Genomic DNA, 23,063 nt, shown 5'->3' on the forward strand with positions numbered 1-23,063 from the left:
CCAGAAATTCGCTTTTTTCATACAATAAAAAATATTTTGGTTGTTGTAAATAAAAGAATATACGTTATTATACGAAAGTAACTTGACGACTTTAAAACCGTATGGTATTATTTCATATGTTATGTAGCACCCGTGCTACAACCGCACTGACGAGGTTCAAGTATCTTTTAGATCACCTTTGAAGGCGAGTCTGAGTCTATTGAGGAGGTGCAGTTATGTACGCAATTATCGAAACAGGTGGTAAACAAATCAAAGTTGAAGCGGGCCAAGAAATCTACGTTGAAAAAATCAACGCTGAAGCTGGTGAAGTGGTGACTTTTGACAAGGTTCTTTTCGTTGGTGGTGAAGACGTTAAAGTTGGAGCTCCATTCGTAGCTGGTGCAACAGTTACAGCTAAAGTTGAAAAACAAGGTCGTCAAAAGAAAATTACTGTTTTCAAACTTAAAGCTAAAAAGAACTACCGTCGTAAGCAAGGTCATAGACAACCTTACACTAAACTAGTAGTTGAAGCTATCAACGCTTAATTATTAGTGAGGTGAAAAAGTTATGATTACAGTAGAGATTCATAGTAATGAAAATCGAGAATCATATGGCTTTGAAATTTCAGGACATGCCTATTCAGGTGAACCTGGTCATGATTTAGTTTGTGCAGGCGCATCTGCTATTGCCTTTGGTAGTGCAAATGCGATTGGACAACTACTTCAAATTACGCCGGGAATCGAGCAAGGTGAAGAAGGCGGCTATTTATCAGTCGTTGTGGATCCTGCCGATTTAAGTCCTGAACAAGACGCAAAACTGCAAACAATTCTTCAAACAATGGTAACCCAGTTTTATACGATGGTTGCTAGTTACGGAGATTATATCGAATTAAAATATAAAATGCTGTAGGAGGTGGAACATTATGTTATTGAAATTAGACTTACAGTTCTTCGCATCTAAAAAAGGTGTAGGTTCTACAAAAAACGGTCGTGATTCAGAGTCAAAACGTTTAGGCGCTAAACGTGCTGACGGTCAATTCGCTTCTGCTGGTTCAATTTTATACCGTCAACGCGGTACAAAAATTTACCCAGGTGAAAACGTTGGTCGTGGTGGCGATGATACTTTATTCGCTAAAGTAGACGGCATTGTTAAATTCGAACGTTACGGTCGCGATAAGAAGAAAGTTAGCGTGTATCCTGTAGCACAAGAAGCTTAATTTAAAAGTTAAGGACTGCAGTAATGCAGTCCTTTTTTGTGGTGAAAAAACGGTGTTTGCTTCAGGTGCAAATACCGAATTTTTTTCGCTCAATAGAGAAATTTTCATAAAAAATTGTTATACTAACAACAAGAACATCTCGCTAAAGGAGTGTTTACTTGTGATAGATCAGCCACTATCCGTAAATGAAGTGCTTCGGCACATTCAACATGATTTTTTAAATCAATTACAATTAATCAAAATGAATCTGGCTCTAGACCATGTCGAAGAAGCCAATCAACTTGTTGACCAACTCTCAACAAAATATCAACGATTTTCAATTATAAATGGACTGAAATGTGCGCATTTAATCGAATGGCTTCAGACATGTCAGTGGCGTTTTCCTTCTATAACGATTACAATGGAGAGCGATATTTCCGATAGCGCTCCAGCAGAGTGGGACGTTCCTCTGCGTAATTATTTAGAGAGCTCGCTACAGTCTGTACATGAAACAATCGACCCGTTTGTTGAACAAAATTGTCATATCTATGTGATGTCTACGAAACAAAAAGTGGAGGTTGCAGTCGAGATGAAGGGACATTTTGAAAAAAGCGATTTTTCAATCCCGATTCAATCAGAAGATTTAAGTGTAATCCATGAGGAGTATTCAGATACAGTGTGGCGTTATCGTGTCATAGGAAGTAAGGAGGGAAAGTAAATAATGTTTGTCGATCACGTAAAGATTTATGTTAAAGGTGGCGACGGTGGCGATGGTATGGTCGCGTTCCGTAGAGAAAAATTTGTTCCAAATGGTGGGCCAGCAGGTGGCGATGGTGGTAACGGTGGTGCCGTTATCTTCAAAGTAGATGAAGGACTTCGTACGTTAATGGATTTCCGATTCAAACGTCACTTCAAAGCTGAACCAGGTGAGAACGGTATGAGTAAGAACGCACATGGTCGCGGTGCAAAACCAATGGTTGTTAGCGTGCCACCAGGTACAGTCGTAACAGAAGAAGAAACAGGTCGCGTTATTGCGGATTTGGTAGAGCATGGACAAGAAGCGATTATTGCACGCGGTGGACGCGGCGGGCGTGGTAACTCACGTTTTGCAACACCTGCAAATCCTGCGCCAGAACTTTCTGAAAAAGGAGAGCCAGGACAGGAACTTAATGTTATATTAGAGTTAAAGGTATTAGCTGATGTTGGTTTAGTCGGTTTCCCAAGTGTAGGTAAATCTACTCTACTATCAGTCGTATCTTCAGCAAAACCAAAAATTGGTGCATATCATTTTACAACGATTGTACCAAACTTAGGAATGGTTCAAGTCGGGGATGGCAAATCATTTGCAATGGCTGACTTACCAGGATTAATTGAAGGCGCTTCTGAAGGTGTGGGCTTAGGACACCAATTCTTACGTCATATCGAACGTACCCGTGTTATTGTACACGTAGTTGATATGTCAGCCATGGAAGGTCGTGACCCATACGAAGATTACCTAACGATTAATCGCGAGTTAGAGCAATATAATTTACGCTTAACTGAACGTCCACAAATTGTTGTAGCCAACAAAATGGACATGCCAGATGCAGAAGAAAATTTAGCTGAGTTCAGAAAGAAAGTAGGAGAAGATATTCAAATCTTCCCAATCTCAGCTGTTTCACGTCAAGGTTTACAAGAACTACTTTATGCAGTGTATGAATTACTAGAAGTAACACCTGAGTTCCTACTACACGATGATGAAGAGGAAGAAACAGATGCTACAGTACTTTACAAACATGAAATTAAAGGACCAGATTTCGTTGTAACACGTGACGATGACGGTGCTTTTGTATTAAGTGGTGACACAATCGAACGTCTATTCAAAATGACAGACTTTAGTCGTGAAGAATCAATTCGTCGCTTTGCACGCCAAATGCGTGGTATGGGTGTCGATGATGAGCTTCGTCAACAAGGTGCTGAAAATGGTGATACCGTTCGTATCTTAAAATTTGAATTTGAATTTGTAGAATAAACGATTCAGGGGGGAAAAAGATGAAAAATGTAGCGGATCAAAGATATTATTTAGTTCGTGAAGATGTTTTAACAGATGCGATGCACAAAACGTTGCAAGCTAAACATTTGCTACAATCAGGAAGCGTCTCATCTATCTGGGATGCTGTGAAACAGGTTGATTTATCTAGGAGTGCTTTTTATAAGTATCGAGATGCTGTTTTCCCCTTTCACTCAATTGTTCAAGAACGCATCTTAACAGTGTTCTTGCAATTAGAGGATCGTAAAGGTACATTAGCTAGACTTCTTTCTACAGTTACCGATACACATTGTAATGTATTGACAATTCATCAAACAATTCCGATTCAAGGTAGAGCCAATGTAACATTGTCCTTAGACGTGACTGCAATGGATGTTGATTTAGACGACTTATTACAAAGTCTGAAAAAACTTGATTTTGTTGAATCAGCAGAAGTGATTAGTTCAGGCGCGTTATAAGAGGGGGCTTTTGTGTTGGAATCAAAAGAGTGGGAGAATCGCGTGGCTTATCTAGGCCCAGAAGGTACATTTACGGAGTTGGCGACAAAAGAATTGTTTCCAAACGATTGGACAATCCCTTTTAAGACAATTCCAGAATGTATTGAAGCAGTTGACTCAGGACAAGTCGATCGTGCAGTGGTACCCGTAGAAAATGCTTTAGAAGGTACAGTACCACTGACGATTGATTATTTATTCCATGAGGCAGATTTGTATATTGCGGCAGAGGTATTGTCGCCGATTGAGCAGCATTTAATGGTACATAAAGACCATGCAGCGCATTATAGTGAGATGGAGCGCGTATATTCGCATCCCCATGCCCTTGCGCAGTGTCATAAATTTTTGCATTACCATTATCGTTCTGTACCACTAAGTCAAACGACTTCAACAGCAGCAGCGGCACAATATGTGTCAGAACATCCAGAGAATAATATCGCAGCAATTGCGAATATTGCAGCGGCGAAACAGTATGATTTGGCAATTGTAGAACAGAATATTCATGATTTCCATTTTAATCATACACGTTTCTTTGTATTATCGAAGCGTAATGACCGTATTGAACGTGAAGCGGATCAAGGACCGATTAAAACAACGTTGATGATCAAGTTACCAAATGATCGTTCAGGCGCATTGCATCAAGTGTTATCTGTGTTTGCATGGCGTCAAATCAATTTAAGTAAGATTGAATCTCGCCCACTAAAAACAGGACTTGGTGATTATTTCTTCATCGTTGACTTACTAGAAGACGAGCATGCACCTTTAATGATGGGTGCGATGGAAGAATTGAGAGCGCTTGGCTGTTCGGTCAAATCATTAGGTAGTTACTATACGTATCAGCAAAAATAAAAAACGAGGTTAGAGTGGAAACACTCGCCTCGTTTTTTATTATGCTTCAGGTAATAGATAACCCTTTAGACGTAATTGTTCGATTGCTGCATCTAACTTTTTCTCATCATCAGCTGAAATTACGTGTAGATGAGCACCCTCTGTTAAATTCATTAGAAGGCTTGCTTCAGTTGCGGTCACTTTTTCAATAAATTGTTGTACATCATAACGACTTGATACCATGATGGACGCTGTAATTTCACCATATACGGGATGCTCTACCGTTACGTTTTTAACCGTTACCCCTGCATCAACAAGTGTATTTAGTTCATCTTCTGCTTGTTCCGGTGTATGGAAGCTCGCAATCTCGCGTTCAAACACACGATGATTTGGATGTTCGGACAAATAGATGTAACCTTGACTTGTCGCCATGATTGGCTCGTTTTTTGCTTTTAAGAGCGCCATGTCATTCACAATCACTTGACGCGACACATTTGTTCGTTTCGCAAGTGCTGTCCCTGTGACAGGGCGTTGTTCATTTTTCAGAATCGTAATAATGGCTTCACGACGTTCTTCACCTAATAATTTTTTCATATGATTAACACCTCGATTGAATGCTTTTACGCTGTTAATCATATCATATATTTTTAAAAATGAATCACCTTATAATCGTTCGAAAGCATTCGTGAATTGTGGTATGATAGCTACTATGGGAATGTGTGTTTGTTTTTAGCGCACGACGGATTATGCTATAATGCAAAAGGCTATGAAAAGGAGAATTCGTGTATGTATGATTATATAAAGGGACCTGTTACGCGTGTGACACCCGAATACATTGTAGTGGAGGTGACAGGTGTAGGCTGGCAATTGAATACACCAAACCCTTATGCTTTTCATGTATCAAATGAGGAAATTCAAGTATTTACACATCTAAGTGTAAGAGAAGATGCACAGCAACTATTTGCCTTCACGTCACTTGAACAACGTGAGCTATTTCGTAAGCTGATTCAAGTATCAGGGATTGGACCAAAAGGAGCGCTTGCGATTCTTGCAAGTGGACATCCATCACAAGTAATCACGGCGATTGAACAAGAAGATGAAGCTTTCTTAATTAAGTTCCCAGGTGTCGGTAAGAAGACAGCACGTCAAATGATTCTTGACTTAAAAGGGAAGTTAGATGCATTACTTGAACATGTAGACTTACCGAGTGCAGAGGACGAATTACCGTTATTCGGTGTGAATCCGAATAAACATGAACTTGAGGAAGCGATGCTTGCTTTAACAGCACTTGGTTACTCAGAGCGTGAACTTGCAAAAGTGAAGCCACAACTAGATGAAAATGAGCAATTACATACGACAGAAGCTTATATGAAAGAAGCGCTCAAAATATTATTAAAACAAAAATAGGAGGTGCAGATTGATGGAGGAACGGATTGTATCAGGTGAGTCTACAGAATTAGATGAACAATTAGAACTTTCATTAAGACCTCAAACGCTTGATAGTTATATTGGACAACAAAAAGTAAAAGAGAATTTACGCATCTTTATTGAAGCGGCAAAAATGCGTGAAGAATCGCTCGACCACGCACTATTATTTGGACCTCCTGGACTCGGGAAAACGACGCTTGCGGCAGTTATTGCACATGAGATGGGTGTTAATATTCGTATGACGAGTGGGCCGGCAATTGAACGACCAGGAGATCTTGCAGCTATTTTAAGTTCATTAGAACCGGGAGACGTGTTATTCATTGATGAGATTCACCGCCTACCGCGTGCGATTGAAGAAGTGCTCTATCCAGCGATGGAAGATTTTTGCCTCGATATCGTAGTTGGTAAAGGTCCGACAGCACGCTCTATCCGCCTTGATTTACCACCATTTACATTAGTTGGTGCAACAACACGTTCAGGCGCATTATCTGCACCACTTCGCGATCGTTTTGGTGTATTATTAAGATTGGACTATTATGATGAACCCTCACTTGCCGAAATTGTAAAAAGAAGTGCGGACTTATTTGGTGTTGCAGTTCATGACCAAGCAGCGAATGAACTAGCAAGACGCTCTAGAGGAACACCACGTATTGCGAACCGTCTATTAAAGCGTGTGCGTGATTATGCACAAGTTTTAGGAGACGGAGAGATTACGGTATCACTCTGTCAGACCGCTTTAGAGCTTCTACAAGTCGATCCACTCGGTTTAGATCATATTGACCGCAAATTAATCGAGGGAATGATTGAACGCTTTAGAGGAGGTCCTGTAGGCTTAGATACGATCTCTGCAAGTATTGGTGAAGAATCGATGACGATTGAAGAAATGTATGAACCTTATTTAATGCAAATCGGGTTCATTCAACGAACACCAAGAGGTCGTATGGCCACAGCACTTGCTTATACACATTTCGGATACGCGTATCCAGCAGAAACTTAATGAAAAGAAGGAAGTAACGATGAAACTAGAAGATTTTGATTACGTATTACCAGAAGAATTAATTGCGCAAGTACCACTTGAAAATCGTGCTGCAAGTCGATTGATGGTATTAGATAAAGAAACAGGTGAAGTAGAGCATCATCACTTCCCACATATTGTTGAAGAATTAGAAGCAGGAGACTGCTTGATTTTAAATGATACGCGCGTATTACCTGCTCGTTTAATCGGTGAAAAGAAAGAGACAGGTGCACATATTGAAGTGCTACTCATTAAGCAAACAGCTGATGACGAATGGGAAACATTAGTGAAACCTGCTAAGCGTATTAAAGTGGGAACAGTTGTCACATTTGGTGATGGACTATTAACAGCTGAATGTACAGGTGAGTTAGAGCATGGAGGTCGACTTTTTAAATTTAATTATGAAGGGATCTTCATCGAAATTTTAGAAAAGTTAGGTACAATGCCTCTACCGCCTTATATTCATGAGAAGTTAGATAACCAAGAGCGCTATCAAACTGTTTATTCAAAAGAACTAGGTTCAGCAGCAGCGCCGACAGCCGGTCTGCATTTTACAGATGAAATTTTAGATGCTATTCGTGCAAAAGGTGTACAAGTTGCTTTTGTAACCTTACATGTAGGGATTGGTACATTCCGCCCGGTAAGTGTTGAAACAATTGAAGAACATGATATGCATGCGGAGTTTTATAACTTACCAGCTGAAACAGCTCAAATCATCAATGATACAAAAGCGAACGGTGGACGTGTCATCGCAGTAGGTACAACATCTACACGTACACTTGAAACAGTCGCACAAAATAATAATGGTCAAATTATTGCAGAGTCAGGTTGGTCAAAAATCTTTATCTACCCTGGTTTTGAATATAAAGCAATCGACGGAATGGTTACAAACTTCCACTTACCAAAATCATCATTAGTAATGATGATTAGTGCATTGGCAGGTCGTGAAAACGTACTGAATGCTTATAAAATCGCTGTTGAAAATAAATACCGATTCTTCAGCTTTGGTGATGCGATGTTCATTCGTCCACAAAAGAAAGGAAATTAATTTATGTCAGAACAACCAATTCGCTACGAACTGATTAAAACATGTAAACAAACGGGAGCACGTCTAGGAATTGTGCATACACCACATGGTTCATTTGAAACGCCAGCTTTCATGCCAGTAGGTACACAAGCAACGGTAAAAACGATGGCACCAGAAGAAATTAAAGAAATGGGCGCAGGAATTATTTTAAGTAACACTTATCATTTGTGGCTACGCCCAGGGCATGAGATTATTAAGGAAGCAGGCGGACTTCACAAATTTATGAACTGGGACCGTGCAATTTTAACGGACTCAGGTGGTTTCCAAGTATTCTCATTAAGCGATATGCGCAAAATCACAGAAGAAGGAGTACATTTCCGCAATCACTTAAATGGTAGCAAAATGTTCCTTAGTCCAGAAAAAGCAATGGAGATTCAAAATGCACTTGGCTCAGATATTATGATGGCTTTTGATGAATGTCCTCCATTCCCAGCAACATACGAATACATGAAAGCTTCTGTTGAACGTACTTCTCGTTGGGCAGAACGTTGTTTAGAAGCACATGAACGTCCGCAAGATCAAGGACTATTCGGTATTGTACAAGGTGGAGAATTCGAAGAACTACGTAAACAATCTGCAAAAGATTTAGTCTCTATGGACTTCCCAGGGTATGCAATTGGTGGTTTATCAGTTGGCGAACCAAAACCAATTATGAACCGCATGTTAGAATATACTACGCCATTACTACCTTCGCATAAGCCACGTTATTTAATGGGTGTTGGCTCACCAGACTCATTAATCGATGGTGCGATTCGTGGTATCGATATGTTTGACTGTGTATTACCAACACGTATTGCACGTAACGGTACGTGCATGACAAGCCAAGGACGTGTTGTCGTGAAAAATGCAAAATATGCAAAAGACTTTACACCGCTTGATCCGGAATGCGATTGCTACACATGTAAAAACTATACGAAGGCATATATTCGTCACTTAATTAAGGCAGATGAAACATTCGGTATCCGTTTAACTTCGACACATAACTTGCACTTCTTGCAAAACTTAATGCGTCAAGTGCGCCAAGCGATTCGTGAAGACCGTTTAGGCGACTTCCGCGAAGAATTCTTTGAGCAATACGGATTTAATAAACCGAATGCAAAAAATTTCTGATTCTTGTATAATAATGAATGAGAAAGAGAAAGGGGGAATAGAAGAATGGATTTTGGAGCTTTAGGTAATTTCTTACCATTGATCATTATCATTGCGTTAATGTACTTCATGTTAATCCGTCCAGCGTCAAAGCAGCGTAAAAAAACAGCAGAAATGCAAGCAGCTTTATCACGTGGGAACAAGATTATTACAATCGGGGGACTACATGCAACGATTGATGCAATTGACGATAAAACAGCAGTAGTTGTATTAGAAGACGGTACAAAAATGCGTTTTGAGCGTGCAGCAATTGGTCGTGTTGTAGAAGACGATGCAGCTGAATAATCAGTGTATAAAAGACAGGTTGGGACATAAGTGTAAAAACACTATCCCATATGAGCATAAGAAAAACTGGAATCGCGCTGTGGCGCGGTTCCAGTTTTTCGTTGCGAACGTTAAAACGAAAAGTGAAGTATTTTGTCCCAGACTATTTTTTTGTTTGAATAAATTGGAATTAAAGGTGTAATATAATAAAGATGGTATAAAGGTTATAATAGATAGGTCATGAATCGCTTTTATCTGAAAAATGTGAAATAATAGAATCAACTCATGTTTGAAGGAGCGAATGTTTTATGCCTACAAAAGATGAAAGACCACGAAAGATGGCGGATAGCCAAACCTATGCAAAAGTTTCAAAGTCTGAAAAACGTTTACGCTTTTTAGGTTATGTGATTATGACCATATTAATCGTGGCGATGCTTATTTGGACAGTCCGTGTATTTCTAATGTAGAGGAGGCGCATTTTACATGATGCCATTCGAATCATTGTTTCAGCAGTTGCAAACGGTTTTAAATATGAAGTGTGAAGATTTACAGGCTCAAGGTTTGGAGCAACCGAATCCATCTGCTATATGGCACTATTTTGTTCATCAAAAATGGTGTGATGTGGAATCAGAGGAAGAAATGCATATTCACCAGATGGTCAGTGATTTACTAGCTTTAACAAAACAGCAATATTGTACATATATTGAGCAAACATCATATAAAATGACACCATTTGCTGAATTAGAAGAAGAAGAAATTGCCGCATTGCTCGAAAGTTAGAAAAAATTTACTGAGAAGGTTTGACAGCAGGAAAGCACTGTTTCATAATAGACCTGTTACGAATAACGGTGACAAATTGACGTTATTCCATTATAGTAATAATATATTGGTATTATATTACTGCATTTAAGAACAAGCGATGTGTTAAATGTTCAGGGAGGATTTATACATGAAATTGAGAAGTCGAATTGTTGCTTTCTTCATTGTTGTCATTGCATTATTTGCAACAATGGGAGCGACAACAGAAGGCATCGTAAAGAACATTAATCTAGGTCTTGATTTACAAGGTGGATTTGAAGTTCTTTATCAAGTAGAACCTTTAAAAGGTGCTAAGCCCATTACAGAAAAAGATTTACAAGCCACTGTAACGGCCATTCAAGAACGTGTCAACGTGCTTGGAGTGAGTGAGCCGAGTATTCAAATTGAGAGTGGTAATCGCATTCGTGTGCAGTTAGCTGGTGTTAAAGATCAAGATGCCGCACGAGAATTATTAGCAACACAAGCGAACCTAACATTCCGCGACGTTAATAATAAACTATTATTAGATGGTCGCGATTTAAAACAAGGTGGAGCAAGTGATGGCTTCGATTCTCAAACGAATCAACCAATCGTATCATTAAAATTAAAAGATGCGAAAAAATTCAACGAAATCACAACAGACCTTTCACAACGTGGACCTGGTCAAAACTTAATGGTCATCTGGTTAGATTATCAAAAAGGTGATACGTACGAAAAAGAAGCCAAAAAAGAAGCTGCTGGTCAAAAGCCTAAATTTATCTCAGCTGCGTCTGTACAAAAACCTCTGAACACAACAGATGTTCAAATTTCAGGTAACTTTACTGTACAAGAAACAAAGGATTTAGCAGGTATTTTAAATGCAGGTTCATTACCTGTTCAATTAAAAGAAGTGTATTCAACATCAGTAGGGGCGCAATTTGGTCAAGATGCTTTAAAATCAACAGTACTGGCTAGTATCATTGGTGTTTTAGCTATCTTCGTCTTCATGTTAGTTGTTTACCGTTTACCAGGTGCTATCGCAATTGTGACATTAAGTGTCTTCACATTCATCACATTATGGATTTTAGACATGATTAATGCAGTATTAACATTACCAGGTATCGCCGCTTTAGTATTAGGGGTAGGTATGGCAGTCGATGCGAATATCCTCATGTACGAGCGTCTAAAAGAAGAAATTCGTGTTGGTAAGTCTGTAAAACAAGCGTTCAAAGCAGGTTCGAAAAACTCATTCTCTGCAATCTTTGATGCGAACATTACAACATTATTAGCAGCAGGCGTATTATTCATCTTCGGCGTAAGTACAGTAAAAGGTTTCGCAACAACATTAATCATTACGATCTTAGTCAGCTTCTTAACAGCTGTTTGGGGTACGCGTGTATTACTTGGCTTACTTGTAAACAGTGGTTACTTAGATAATAAGAAAACATGGTTCGGTGTGAAAAAATCAAGTATTCATGGCATTGAAGAAGGCTTTGATACATTAGATTTAAAAACGAAATTCGACCGATTCGACTTCGTTCACACACGTAAGCGTTTCTTCACGATTTCAGCTGTTCTTATTTTAGCTGGTTTAGTCGTTCTTGGAATCTTTAAACTAAATTTAGGAATCGACTTCTCAAGTGGTGCGCGTGTTCAATTACAATCTGAACATAAGTTAACAACACAAGAAGTAGAGAAATTCTTAGATAAAACAGGCTTCCCATCTGAAAATATTGTCATTAGTGGTGACAAATCAGAATATGCAGCTGTTCGTTATGATAAAGACTTCTCAAAAGAAGATGTTCAAAAAATGAACGCAGCCGCAGACAAAGCATTTGGTTATAAAGCTTCTGTAAGTTCTGTATCACCGGATGTAAGTAAAGAGATTGCACGCAATGCGATGTATGCACTGGCCATTGCAGCAGTCGGAATCATTATCTATGTAGCAATTCGCTTCGAATGGCGCATGGGCATTGGGGCAATTGCCTCGCTAATCCATGACGTATTCTTCATGGTAGCGATCTTCAGTCTGTTCCGATTAGAAGTCGATATGACCTTTATCGCAGCGGTTCTAACGATTGTTGGTTACTCCATTAATGATACAATTGTTACGTTTGACCGTATTCGAGAGAACTTACATTGTGCAAAAGTTATTAAAACACCAGATGATTTAGCTGATATTGTCAACAAATCATTACGTCAAACATTAGGTCGTTCGGTTAATACTGTAATGACAGTCATCATTGTTGTTGTATCATTATTAATCTTTGGTGCACCATCAATTGAAAACTTCTCAATCGCGTTACTAATTGGTTTAGTAACAGGTATGTATTCATCTATTTACATCGCAGCACAGATTTGGTATGTATTAAAAGTACGCCAAATGAAAAAGCTTGGCGGTAAAGTGAATGTAGAGAAGAAAAAACGTCAATGGGGTTCAGATGAACCACAAGTATAATATTTAGACTAAAGCACTAGCTTATGAAAATAAGTTAGTGCTTTTTGTGTAGAAAAATATATTCAATTTATCTATCTGATGATATAATTTGGATAGAGGAAGGAGAGATTCAAGTGAAATATACAAAAATTCTAGTCGGCAGTCTCTTTCTAGCATGGCTTGGTTTTCAGCCAATTTCAGCCCATGCCGCAACAGAGGTGGAACACGTATCTGTTTTTTATAAATCAGAAGCAGGGAAGGAACTTGTTTTAGATCAAGCAGAAAACGCAAAAAAATTAGATGCAATTGATGCAGTAGTGGGAACATTTTCAAAAGAAGAAATTAAAAAATTAGAGGCTTCTAAACAAATCGAGGTTGTACATACAGGTACACGAAAATTACGCACACAAGATGTTGGGCTTCCTGTACCATTCGCAAATTTCACAACGAATTGGAACCAACAATTAATTGCCGTTCAAAATGCATGGCAAAAAGGATTGGATGGTCAAGGCGTGAAAGTGGGAATTATCGACTCAGGTATAGCCAATCACACAGCACTTCCAAAAGTTCAACACAAAACGATTATCTCTGACTCAAGTCAGATTACATACGCATCGAGTGCTACATCACATGGTACATTTGTTGCAGGTATTATCGCTGCACAACCAGGAAAAGCGGGCAATGTAATTGGTGTGGCACCCGGTGTTGAATTATATAGTTATAATATTGACGGCAAAGACGGAGCTGATTTAATCGACTTCATGACAGCGATTAATTACGCCATCCAACAAAAAGTCAATATTTTAAATATTTCGATGGGAATCTCTCAAGCAGACTTATTATTACCGAATGAAAAAGTAAGCGACAATCCATTATATATCGCAGTGAAAAAAGCATTGGATGCAGGTGTAATGGTCGTTGCAGCTTCAGGGAATGACGGGAAAAACCAAATTGATTATCCAGCCGCGATCCCAGGTGTTGTAGCAGTGGGTTCAGTTGAAAAGACGAAAAAGTTGTCTTACTTCTCCAATACAGGGAGTGTATTAGACCTTGTAGCACCGGGAACGGATATTACATCACTTGCATACAGTGGCGGTACATCTACCGGCTCAGGTACATCGTTTTCAACACCACATGTGACAGGTTTACTCGCATTATTAAAACAAGCGTATCCAAAAGAATCTGCGAAACAACTAGAAAATCGTCTCTATGCAAATGCAATAGATTTAGGTGTAAAAGGACCTGACGCCATCTACGGTTACGGACTCGCACAATTTCCGTCTAAAATTTTAACAGCGAGTTTACAGCCAGTTGAATCAGCAGCTGCTAAATATGTTCGTGTGAATCAATCCAAAATTAAAACAATCGTTCGAAAAATGAATAATAAAAAAACAGTTCATTATGTAACGGAATTTATACCGCTTTATACCGTTACAAATCAATTAACGAAAGCACAAAAAACAAGCGTTGAAGCATACCGCAAAAAAGTCGGCGCAACGATTATTTCAAGTACTCAAAAATCAAGTCGAATCAAAGCAACGAATTACACAACATTGAAAACGAAAAAAACATCGACATGGACATGGGCAACACCAGTGAAAAAGTCGACAGTTCGTACATCGGCATATGCAGTATATAAAGACGGTGCGAAAGTATCAGGCTTCACCTTCTCAACGAGTGCCTCAGGTAAATATACAAAAGTGAAAACAACGAAAACACTCGCAAAAGGCACGTATTACATGACACTCGATCCGAAAAACGTACGCACAACGAAAAATAAAACAGTGAAACCCGTCATTGTGAAATATGTAGTGAAATAAAAAATCGACTTCGGCATGAGATGCTGAAGTCGTTTTTTTGATATGAGAAAAGAAGAAACCTCGCTAGGAGATTTCTTCTCAATTATTTAAGGATTATTAACCTCTATAGAGCCACCATCAGAGTTTGGTGTTAAAGAGGAGTCGATGGAACCACCACCTGTGGCCCCACCAGTAGAACCGCCGTTGTTAGGAGGTGGTTGTTTGTAGGTGATTTTAGCACCATCAGTTACTTCGATATTCTTACCGATTACAGAACCAAATACAGTAGCACCATTAGAGATTTTCATATCAAACTTAGGTGCAAAAAAATAAGAAGGAGTATTAAGGTTTAAACCACCTATTATTTCTACTTTTTGTAAATTATTAGGTTTTTCTCCTCGTAAAATTATATTTCCTGTGATATTAAAGCCATTTGAAATTTTAATAGAAGAGTTTAAGAAGTCAAAATTTATATTATTATTAAAACCGTCAGTAAACTCTGGTTTGGTTTCACCAATATAATATAAGTTTGTATTTTTACTATTCATTTTAAAAGTGGTTTTTAATCCAACCTCTTTATAAGCATAAAAGTTTATATTTTCAGAGATATTCATAATTAGCTCTTCACCAGCATTTATTAAAATTTTTTCGGAGTAAACTTCTAAATTTTTAGCTGAAGCAATCCCAGCGCGTCCTATTTGAGAAAATTTTCCTTTACTATAAATTGTGACATTTTCTTCAGAGCTTAACTTTGCACTTTCTTTAAAATCTAATTCATCTTTATTAAAAATTTTCACTTCGCCAAGTACTGTTAATTTAGAATTACTAGAAAGAGTAAAGTCATTTTGATTATATAGAGTAAAATCTTTACCAATAGAAAAACTAGCAGGACCAAAGATAGAAAAATTATTTTTATTAAAAATTTCTACTTTACCTTCAGTTTTTATTGAAGTTGAGTTGCTTAATTTGAAGTTTTGAGAATAAAACTTCAAATTGTTCTTTTCAAAATCAATATCACCATTATTAGATTTTTCAAATGTATTGCATACAATGGTGATATTGCCTTTTCCAGATATTTTAATAGATCTATAATCATTAAATATAGCGTTATCAAATACAAAAGTTACATCATTTGAACCGATATTGATATCATTTTTATTAATAAAGTCATTAACAGTTACTTTGTATTTTCCAGATGGTATAGTTTGTAGATTTGGTAGACCACTTTGTACATCAGACATACTTGGTTTTTCAAAAGAACTGTTCGGTAGAGAGAAGTCAGTTATTTTATCCAATGAAATAAATTTTTCTTTGGGAAATTCTGGGATTTTAGGTAATTCAGAATCATTGAAAACGGCATCACCGTTTTTAACTGCAACTGATATATTTTTATAAGAAGTATTTCCACAAGTGTTAGAGTTTTCCCACCATGGACAAGGTTTATAAGTGGTCTTAGAAGTCCCGCCGATATAGTATGCATCACCCGAATTTCCTATAAATGGAAATGTATTACTCGTAGTTTGAGGTTGTGCAAAACCCAGATTTCCTACTATTTTTCCGTTTATGATTGATAAATCCCCCAATGCATGTACAACGTATTTCGATGTGCCAAATTCTTCTTCGGCTGGTTTTTCAGTAATCGCTAAATTATAACTATCCACAGACTGAACTGTTCGTTTCTTTTCGTTCGCCGAGTCTGTTGATTTGATGATTCCTGTTGATGTAATCGTGAATTTAAGTTCAGTTTCTGAAACGGTCATTACTGTTTTCACATTTGCTTTTGCGTTTTTTCGGTTGAAGACATCCGCACCGTATTCAATTGGTTTTAATTGATTTTTAAGTTTATCTTCGGCAACTGTTCGTAATTGATTTAGAAACTGTTCCTTCGTTAATTTTTGATCTTTTATAGATTCAACAAATTTATCATACACATCTTTCGCAATTTTCAATTCCTCTTTCTTCTGATTCAGCCCTGCTTCCGCAATGTAATATGCTGTTTGGTCTTTGTTTTCTTCTTCCGATAATTTCTTCGATGAGCTCGTCGTTGTTAAAATACCGAGTCCGAGTACGGTGACAACGGTAATAACGAGTAGGGCAATGACAAGGGCATAGCCATCATTCGATTTTACATATTTCCGCATCGTTTATCCTCCTCTAGAATAAAGTGTCGTTTCCACTCTTTTATCATTTATATTTTCGATATTTACATAAATACCTTTTGATGTCTTTTCTTTGCCCGCTGCATTATTCATACAGTCTTTTGTACCTACGGAAGGTTCTTCTGTACTTTGAACACAGAATGAACGAATCTTTGTTTGATAAGGTGCGCCATTTTTACTTAATGTATTGCCTGTTTTTGTATAGGTATAGGTCGCAATAACTTTTTCTTGATTATTTTCTTTTGTTTTAAATACAACCTGATAATTTTGAATGTCGACAATTTTTGTTTTTCTAAAATCGCGTGTGATTTCTTTCATAATAAAAGAGAGTTCATTCAAATTCGTTGTATCGTCTACTTGTGATTTATATTCTTTGTTGGAGGAGGTGAGCAAGTTGAATAGAATGGCGCTAACAATCGTCAAAATGACGATGACTGCTAATACTTCGACAAGTGTAAAGCCTTTTTCATTTTTCATATTAATCACCTGCTCTCATAATATTCTCCATCTGTGCTTTCGGATTCACTTTTGGTCGGCACGGATCTGTCACTTTTTTCTGGTCATATACCGATACCATCACATTGCGTAATGTTTTTTCTTTTGAGTTTTCAAACACTTCCACAACGACCACTTCATTTTTATATTTTGTGTAAATCGTCTTAGGTGGATTTGTACAGCTTTTCATTTCATATTGTAATGTAGGTAAGATGGTTTTCATGCTTGCATTAGACGCTTGTTTCGTTGTTGCATAAATCGACTCCATCTCTTGTTGTGCAGTGTATGTAGCGTCAACTGTCTTCTTCGACTCAACCGTTGTTTCTCTGCCTTTAAAGAACAGTGTAAAAAAAGAAATCAAAATGATACTAATTAGTACAAAAGCAGCCAGGACTTCTACGAGTGAAAATCCTTTTTCATTATTATATGGCATCTTAATTCCCCCAACATGTAGTTTCCTAATATATCCTTCTTATTATAATGTGTAATAAAAATATAGTCAAAAAACACTATTCGTTTTCGTATTTTGTCACAAAAAAATTTAAAAATATGCTAATAGTTATGGAAGTTTCCATTTTTTTGAGTTATATTATAATTATTAAAGCAAATATTAGTTATATTTTCCATATAAAAAGCATTCAAAGGAGATTCAACATGAGTCTATTTAAGAGAATCGTCATATTTACGATTTTAGGTACTATGACGCTATTTTCCATACATACATTATCCGTACAAGCGAGTGGGAGTCAGGCGAAAATTGGTCCAGTCGATGTAAGCGGGATGTCGCAAAAAGAGATGCGAAAAGAAACACAGAAAATTGTCGATGTGTGGCAGCAGAACGACATCATCATCCAAATTGGTCGAAATGAAGTGACGGTGTCGGGCGAAGATTTTAATTTTGATGTACAGCAATCGGTCAATAATTTATTGAAAAAGATTGATCAACCATGGTATGACTTTTGGTCTCCTACACCAAGTGCTTCTGTTGACCTAGTGGTGAACGAAACAGAAAAGTTACGTCAAAAGCTACAGCCGATTTTAGGGGACGAAACGGATTTACAGATGAAAGAGTTGCTGAAACAAGTTGCGCTTTTACCGAATCGACCGTTAAAAATTGAACGAAAAGATTTTCCGTTTGAAGAAGGTATTGAAATTTCATCTGCTTCTATCAATTTGAAGGAAGATGAAGTAGAGTCGATTACGCAAATGACGAAAAATGTGAATGGTGTATTAGTGAAGCCAAATCAGGAATTGTCATTCTTCCAACAAGTTGGCGTGCCAGAGAGTATTCGTTTAGGGAGTATTATGGCATCTGCACTTTATCAAAATGCATTACAATCAGGATTTGAAATCGCAGAGCGTCATCAAGCACTCTTACAGCAGAACTATACAGAGCCAGGAATGGAAGCTGTTATTAAACCGTCTAAGCAGTATGATTTAAAGTTCGTCGTGTCACGTGATTCATCGATTAAGATGCGTGCAGAAGTAGAAGGAAATACATTGAATGTGAAGTTTTACATCGCAGCAGGAGAGAAAAAGCCAGATGTAAAAGTATACACAGCAGATGAGGAATCGATTCCGAGTGGTGTGATTTATCGTTATAACGAATCGCTAGGAGCAGGTGTGACAGCGTCTGTTCAACAAGCGAAAGATGGATTAACAATCTCTGTATATCGCCAAATTCGAACAGAGAAGGGCGAAACAAAACGAACGTTAATGAGTAATAATTATTATGCGCCAATCCATGAAGTGATTGAAACGTCGAATGAAGAAGTCATTGTGGAAGAACCAGTGACACAGAATCCGGAAGTGGATAGTTCATTTGAAGTGAATGAAGATACAACAGAAGTACCGACAGAGGACGATGTAGTAGCACCAACGCCACCGCCGAATGAGCCAACAGCAGATGAATTGAAAAATGCGACTGTGGATTATTCAGAAGATGAGGATTATTACTATTACATTTATTCCGTTGAAAAACAGAAGGGTGGGCGTAATCAGTGAAACAAGGAAGAAAGCGACTAGGTGATTTACTTGTCGAAGCAAATGTATTAACGGAAGATCAATTACAACACGCACTAGCAATCAAACAACCGAATGAACGACTGGGTGATGTATTGATTAAGGAGCAGCTCGTAACCGAACAAACGTTAATCGAAGTCCTTGAATTTCAGTTAGGAATACCTCATGTGAACTTGGGGCAGTTCCCTATTGATTCAGAAATCATACAATTAGTACCAAAAGAAATTGCGAAACGTTATTTACTCGTTCCTTTACGAAAAGAGAAAAATAAATTATTTGTAGCGATGGCAGATCCAATGGATTACTTTGCGATTGAAGAATTGCGTATGTTGACAGGGTTCCGTATTGAGCCTTGTATCGCGACAAAACAGGATTTAAATAAAACGATTAGTAAATACTATGAACTACAAGCAACGATGGATGCGGCACTTAGTGATTTAGTTGGCACAACAGAAGAAGATAATTCGGATATTGTGGCAGAAGATTCACCAATTGTTGTACTTGTGAACCAAATCATTAACGATGCGGTTGTACAAGGAGCGAGTGATATTCACTTCGATCCGCAAGATAATGAATTCCGCATTCGTTTTCGTGTAGATGGTATGTTGAAAACAGAACGTTCATTACCGAAAAGTATGCAAAATATGGTCATTGCCCGTTTGAAAATTATGGGGAACTTGAATATTACCGAGAGTCGTTTACCACAGGATGGACGTATTCAAATCCAAGCGCAAATGCGAGCGATTGATATCCGTCTATCGACATTGCCAACTATTTACGGTGAAAAAGTGGTAATGCGTGTATTGGATACGAAGAATGCACAAATCTCAATTAGTGGTTTGAAATTCTCGGAACAGAATCAACAGAAGTTTGAGCGTATGATTCGTAAGCCGAATGGCATCGTTCTTATTACAGGTCCAACAGGTTCAGGTAAATCATCTACGCTATCCGCAACATTGAATGATTTGAATGATGAAGCGCTAAATATTATTACGGTTGAAGATCCGGTGGAGTATCAATTAGAAGGTATTAACCAAATTCAAGTGCGTGAAGAAGTCGGGTTAACATTCGCCGCTGGTTTACGCTCCATCTTACGTCAAGATCCCGATGTCATTATGATTGGTGAGATTCGTGATACCGAGACAGCACAAATGGCGACACGTGCTTCATTAACAGGTCACTTAGTATTTAGTACACTGCATACGAATAGTGCAATTGAGTCGATTGATCGTTTAAAAGATATGGGGATTGAGCCTTATTTGATTACGTCGTCACTTGAAGGCATTGTAGCACAGCGTCTTGTACGTCGTGTTTGCCGAGATTGTGGTCGTACACGTGATGTCACTGCAACAGAACAAGCTGTGTTATTAAAATATGGTTTCCATTCAGCGCAGGTGCATGCAGGAGCAGGATGTCCAGCATGTAATCACACAGGTTATCGCGGTCGAATTGCGCTACATGAAGTATTTGAATTAGATGAAGAAGCCAAGCAACTCATTTTAGCAGGTGCCGCTTCAAATGAAATTTTACAAAATGCGATGAAAAAAGGATATGAGCCACTCGTACATGATGGCTTACAAAAAGCATTGAACGGTTTGACAACCATTGAAGAAGTCATTCGCGTCGTTACAGATTAAGTAGGAGGGTGCAAAGATGTCTAAAGACATGATGGAATTATTAACAAAAGCTGATGAGATGAATGCATCCGATTTACATATTACAGTCGGAATTCCACCTACTTTTCGTGTAAATGGAAGACTACAAGCTTATGGAGAAGAAAAGTTATTACCAGATGATTTAGAGCGTATGGTGAAATCCGTTATTCCTGAATTTCGCCTAGCAGAATTTGAAGAGCGTCGTGAACTCGACTTCAACTACTCACTTCAAAACCGCTGTCGTTTTCGTATGAATGCCTATCATCAACGCAATAGTTTGACGCTTGCTGCACGTAAGATTGACTCAACGATTCCGACGATTGAGCAACTGCATATGCCGCAAGTATTATATCGCTTATGCGAAAAGCCACAAGGACTTATTCTTGTAACAGGTCCAACAGGTTCAGGTAAGTCGACGACACTTGCTGCGATGATTGATTTTATTAATAAGAATCAAGCGAAACATATTATTACATTAGAAGATCCAATCGAGTATTTACACAGTCATCAAAAATCCATTGTCAATCAACGTGAAGTTGGTTCAGATACGAAAAGTTTCGCCAATGGATTAAGAGCGGCACTTCGACAAGACCCCGATATCATCTTAGTCGGGGAGATGCGTGATTTGGATACGATTTCAACAGCGATTACAGCTGCTGAAACAGGTCACTTAGTTATGGCGACGCTTCATACGAGTAGTGCACCGACAACAATCGACCGAATTATCGACGTCTTTCCGCCACATCAACAAGGACAGATTCGTGTTCAATTAGCCAATGTTTTACAAGGGATTGTATCGCAACGTCTATTCCGTCGCATTGATACGGAAGGGCGTGTTGCAGCAACAGAAGTATTAGTTCAAACACCTTCTGTTGCGAATTTAATTCGAAATGATAAAGTTCACCAAATTTCGAATATTATGCAGACATCGCGTTCTCTCGGGATGCATACGCTTGACACATCGATTCAACAATTACTAACGGAGCGAAAAATCGACTTCGAAACAGCGCAAACATTTATGCGTACAGGTGATTTAGGATGACCGTTTATAAATATTCTGGGCGCTCAAAACTTGGTGAACAAAAGAAGGGCTCAGTGGAAGCAGAGAGTAAAACACAGGCAATTGCGAAGATTCGTGATTTAGGTATTAGTCCGCGTGAAGTGAAAGAATCGAGCAGTATTCTCCATCTGGATTTAACGATTGGGAATGCTGTGAAGATGGAGCACTTTGTTATCTTTTGTCGTCAGTTTGCGACCTTGATACGTGCAGGTGTCTCGATTGTCGAGTCGATTCATATCTTAGCGGCACAGACGGAGAGTAAGGCACTGAAAAAAGCACTCTATACAGTAGAGGACGACCTTCGTGCTGGGATTGCCTTTTCAACATCTGCTGTCAAGTTCCCGAAAGTATTTCCTACATTATTCGTCAACATGATGAAAGCAGGGGAAGCGACAGGGAACATGGATGATACATTAGATCGTCTTGCAGGCAGTTATGAAAAGACATTCAAGTTAAAAAAGAAAATTCAATCAGCGATGATGTATCCGATTATGCTCATTATCTTAATTTTAGGTGTCGGTGCATTCATGTTGTTATGGCTTGTACCGCAGTTTACACAGAACTTTGCGAGCTTTGGTGCTGATTTACCACCGATTACTGTATTCGTACTCGGACTGAGTGATGCCCTAAAAGCGTATTGGTGGCTATTCTTAGGCATTCTTATTGCAATCATTGCAGTGTTCAGTTTCTTATTTAAAAACAACAAGCAATTCCACTTTGGTGTCTACTATGTGTTACTGAAAACACCAATTTTCGGACCCGTATTACAAAAGGCTGCGATTGCGCGCATGACACGTACACTTGCTTCGCTCTTTAGTAGTTCTGTACCGATTTTAAATGCACTGACGATTGTGGAGAAGATTTCAGCCAATCCGATTATCGAAAAAGTATTACGTGAGGCGAAGAAATCGCTTGAAAGCGGCAGTTCACTCGCAGAACCATTAGAAAAGAGTTGGGTATTCCCACCCCTTGTAACACAGATGATTCTCATTGGTGAGAAGACAGGTTCACTTGACTATATGTTAGAAAAAGTAGCCGAGTTTTATGAAGATGACGTGGATCGTACGGTGGATGCCCTAAAGTCACTCATTGAACCATTAATGATTGTCTTACTTGCAGGAATTGTCGGCTTCATCGTCGCAGCGATTATGATGCCAATGTTAAGTCTATACGAACAAATCTAAAATAAAT

Annotated in this window: 24 protein-coding genes and 1 other annotated feature; of the genes, 20 read left to right on the top strand and 4 right to left on the bottom strand. The window is 38.4% G+C overall.

Features of this window, described 5'->3' with window-relative positions:
• Positions 1–129 precede the first annotated feature (129 nt).
• Positions 130–202: a sequence feature (ribosomal protein L21 leader region), on the top strand.
• Between the two features lie 13 nt (positions 203–215).
• The 7 genes from rplU (at position 216) to pheA (ending at position 4,546) form a co-directional block, all read left to right on the top strand.
• Entirely contained in the window at positions 216–524 is a 309-nt protein-coding gene (gene rplU / locus KGI01_RS04325; protein WP_141273599.1) for a 50S ribosomal protein L21, read from the top strand.
• 22 nt (positions 525–546) lie between these two features.
• Positions 547–888: a ribosomal-processing cysteine protease Prp gene (locus tag KGI01_RS04330; protein ID WP_141273601.1), complete on the top strand. Its 342-nt coding sequence runs from the start codon at positions 547–549 to the stop codon at positions 886–888.
• A 13-nt stretch (positions 889–901) separates the two neighbouring features.
• A complete protein-coding gene (rpmA, locus tag KGI01_RS04335; RefSeq protein WP_068452291.1) occupies positions 902–1,195 on the top strand; it encodes a 50S ribosomal protein L27 in 294 nt (97 codons plus the stop codon).
• A 160-nt stretch (positions 1,196–1,355) separates the two neighbouring features.
• Positions 1,356–1,892, top strand: coding sequence for a Spo0B domain-containing protein (locus KGI01_RS04340; RefSeq protein ID WP_170214725.1), 537 nt, complete (start codon positions 1,356–1,358; stop codon positions 1,890–1,892).
• A 3-nt stretch (positions 1,893–1,895) separates the two neighbouring features.
• On the top strand, positions 1,896–3,185 hold the full coding sequence (obgE, locus tag KGI01_RS04345; protein ID WP_141273605.1) for a GTPase ObgE: 1,290 nt from the start codon (positions 1,896–1,898) through the stop codon (positions 3,183–3,185).
• A 20-nt stretch (positions 3,186–3,205) separates the two neighbouring features.
• Positions 3,206–3,661, top strand: coding sequence for a transcriptional regulator ThrR (locus KGI01_RS04350; protein WP_068452300.1), 456 nt, complete (start codon positions 3,206–3,208; stop codon positions 3,659–3,661).
• A gap of 15 nt (positions 3,662–3,676) precedes the next feature.
• Positions 3,677–4,546, top strand: a complete 870-nt coding sequence (gene pheA / locus KGI01_RS04355) for a prephenate dehydratase (RefSeq protein ID WP_141273607.1) — start codon at positions 3,677–3,679, stop codon at positions 4,544–4,546.
• A gap of 39 nt (positions 4,547–4,585) precedes the next feature.
• On the opposite strand, the gene KGI01_RS04360 is transcribed toward pheA, so the two are convergent.
• Entirely contained in the window at positions 4,586–5,119 is a 534-nt protein-coding gene (locus KGI01_RS04360; protein ID WP_141273609.1) for a transcription repressor NadR, read from the bottom strand.
• A 192-nt stretch (positions 5,120–5,311) separates the two neighbouring features.
• Between KGI01_RS04360 and ruvA the strand changes: the two genes are divergently transcribed.
• The 9 genes from ruvA (at position 5,312) to KGI01_RS04400 (ending at position 14,502) form a co-directional block, all read left to right on the top strand.
• Complete coding sequence (gene ruvA, locus KGI01_RS04365) at positions 5,312–5,932, top strand: Holliday junction branch migration protein RuvA (protein ID WP_141273611.1); 621 nt, start codon at positions 5,312–5,314, stop codon at positions 5,930–5,932.
• Positions 5,933–5,945: 13 nt separating this feature from the next.
• The gene (ruvB, locus tag KGI01_RS04370; protein ID WP_141273613.1) at positions 5,946–6,950 is read left to right on the top strand and encodes a Holliday junction branch migration DNA helicase RuvB; all 1,005 of its coding nucleotides are present in this window, start codon (positions 5,946–5,948) and stop codon (positions 6,948–6,950) included.
• A gap of 19 nt (positions 6,951–6,969) precedes the next feature.
• Positions 6,970–8,016, top strand: a complete 1,047-nt coding sequence (gene queA / locus KGI01_RS04375) for a tRNA preQ1(34) S-adenosylmethionine ribosyltransferase-isomerase QueA (RefSeq protein ID WP_068452317.1) — start codon at positions 6,970–6,972, stop codon at positions 8,014–8,016.
• A gap of 3 nt (positions 8,017–8,019) precedes the next feature.
• Positions 8,020–9,165 (top strand): tRNA guanosine(34) transglycosylase Tgt, encoded by a 1,146-nt coding sequence (tgt, locus tag KGI01_RS04380; protein ID WP_141273615.1) that lies wholly within the window; start codon positions 8,020–8,022, stop codon positions 9,163–9,165.
• 45 nt (positions 9,166–9,210) lie between these two features.
• Positions 9,211–9,489: a preprotein translocase subunit YajC gene (gene yajC / locus KGI01_RS04385; protein ID WP_068452329.1), complete on the top strand. Its 279-nt coding sequence runs from the start codon at positions 9,211–9,213 to the stop codon at positions 9,487–9,489.
• 287 nt (positions 9,490–9,776) lie between these two features.
• Positions 9,777–9,935 (top strand): hypothetical protein, encoded by a 159-nt coding sequence (locus KGI01_RS13800; protein WP_156422332.1) that lies wholly within the window; start codon positions 9,777–9,779, stop codon positions 9,933–9,935.
• 16 nt (positions 9,936–9,951) lie between these two features.
• A complete protein-coding gene (locus tag KGI01_RS04390) occupies positions 9,952–10,248 on the top strand; it encodes a post-transcriptional regulator (protein ID WP_141273617.1) in 297 nt (98 codons plus the stop codon).
• 169 nt (positions 10,249–10,417) lie between these two features.
• Positions 10,418–12,703, top strand: a complete 2,286-nt coding sequence (gene secDF, locus KGI01_RS04395) for a protein translocase subunit SecDF (RefSeq protein WP_141273619.1) — start codon at positions 10,418–10,420, stop codon at positions 12,701–12,703.
• Between the two features lie 113 nt (positions 12,704–12,816).
• The gene (locus tag KGI01_RS04400) at positions 12,817–14,502 is read left to right on the top strand and encodes a S8 family peptidase (protein ID WP_170214726.1); all 1,686 of its coding nucleotides are present in this window, start codon (positions 12,817–12,819) and stop codon (positions 14,500–14,502) included.
• A gap of 86 nt (positions 14,503–14,588) precedes the next feature.
• On the opposite strand, the gene KGI01_RS04405 is transcribed toward KGI01_RS04400, so the two are convergent.
• Genes KGI01_RS04405 through KGI01_RS04415 form a run of 3 tightly spaced genes read right to left on the bottom strand, consistent with a single transcriptional unit; the run spans position 14,589 to position 17,568 of the window.
• Positions 14,589–16,622, bottom strand: a complete 2,034-nt coding sequence (locus KGI01_RS04405) for a pilus assembly PilX N-terminal domain-containing protein (RefSeq protein ID WP_141273623.1) — start codon at positions 16,620–16,622, stop codon at positions 14,589–14,591.
• A 3-nt stretch (positions 16,623–16,625) separates the two neighbouring features.
• Positions 16,626–17,117, bottom strand: coding sequence for a type II secretion system protein (locus KGI01_RS04410; protein WP_141273625.1), 492 nt, complete (start codon positions 17,115–17,117; stop codon positions 16,626–16,628).
• A gap of 1 nt (position 17,118) precedes the next feature.
• Positions 17,119–17,568, bottom strand: a complete 450-nt coding sequence (locus KGI01_RS04415) for a type IV pilus modification PilV family protein (RefSeq protein ID WP_141273627.1) — start codon at positions 17,566–17,568, stop codon at positions 17,119–17,121.
• Positions 17,569–17,789: 221 nt separating this feature from the next.
• Between KGI01_RS04415 and KGI01_RS04420 the strand changes: the two genes are divergently transcribed.
• From KGI01_RS04420 to KGI01_RS04435, 4 genes are read left to right on the top strand one after another with little or no spacing between them, the layout of a single operon-like run.
• Positions 17,790–19,139: a VanW family protein gene (locus KGI01_RS04420; protein WP_170214727.1), complete on the top strand. Its 1,350-nt coding sequence runs from the start codon at positions 17,790–17,792 to the stop codon at positions 19,137–19,139.
• On the top strand, positions 19,136–20,794 hold the full coding sequence (locus KGI01_RS04425; RefSeq protein WP_141273631.1) for a GspE/PulE family protein: 1,659 nt from the start codon (positions 19,136–19,138) through the stop codon (positions 20,792–20,794). Before KGI01_RS04420 ends, KGI01_RS04425 begins: the two co-directional genes overlap by 4 nt.
• A gap of 16 nt (positions 20,795–20,810) precedes the next feature.
• Positions 20,811–21,854 carry a type IV pilus twitching motility protein PilT gene (locus KGI01_RS04430; RefSeq protein ID WP_141273633.1) on the top strand — a complete coding sequence of 348 codons (1,044 nt, stop codon included), beginning with the start codon at positions 20,811–20,813 and terminating at the stop codon, positions 21,852–21,854.
• The gene (locus tag KGI01_RS04435; RefSeq protein ID WP_141273635.1) at positions 21,851–23,056 is read left to right on the top strand and encodes a type II secretion system F family protein; all 1,206 of its coding nucleotides are present in this window, start codon (positions 21,851–21,853) and stop codon (positions 23,054–23,056) included. The genes KGI01_RS04430 and KGI01_RS04435 overlap by 4 nt, the downstream gene beginning before the upstream one ends.
• Positions 23,057–23,063 lie beyond the last annotated feature (7 nt).

The organism is Kurthia gibsonii, assembly GCF_006539985.1.
Classification (GTDB): domain Bacteria; phylum Bacillota; class Bacilli; order Bacillales_A; family Planococcaceae; genus Kurthia; species Kurthia gibsonii.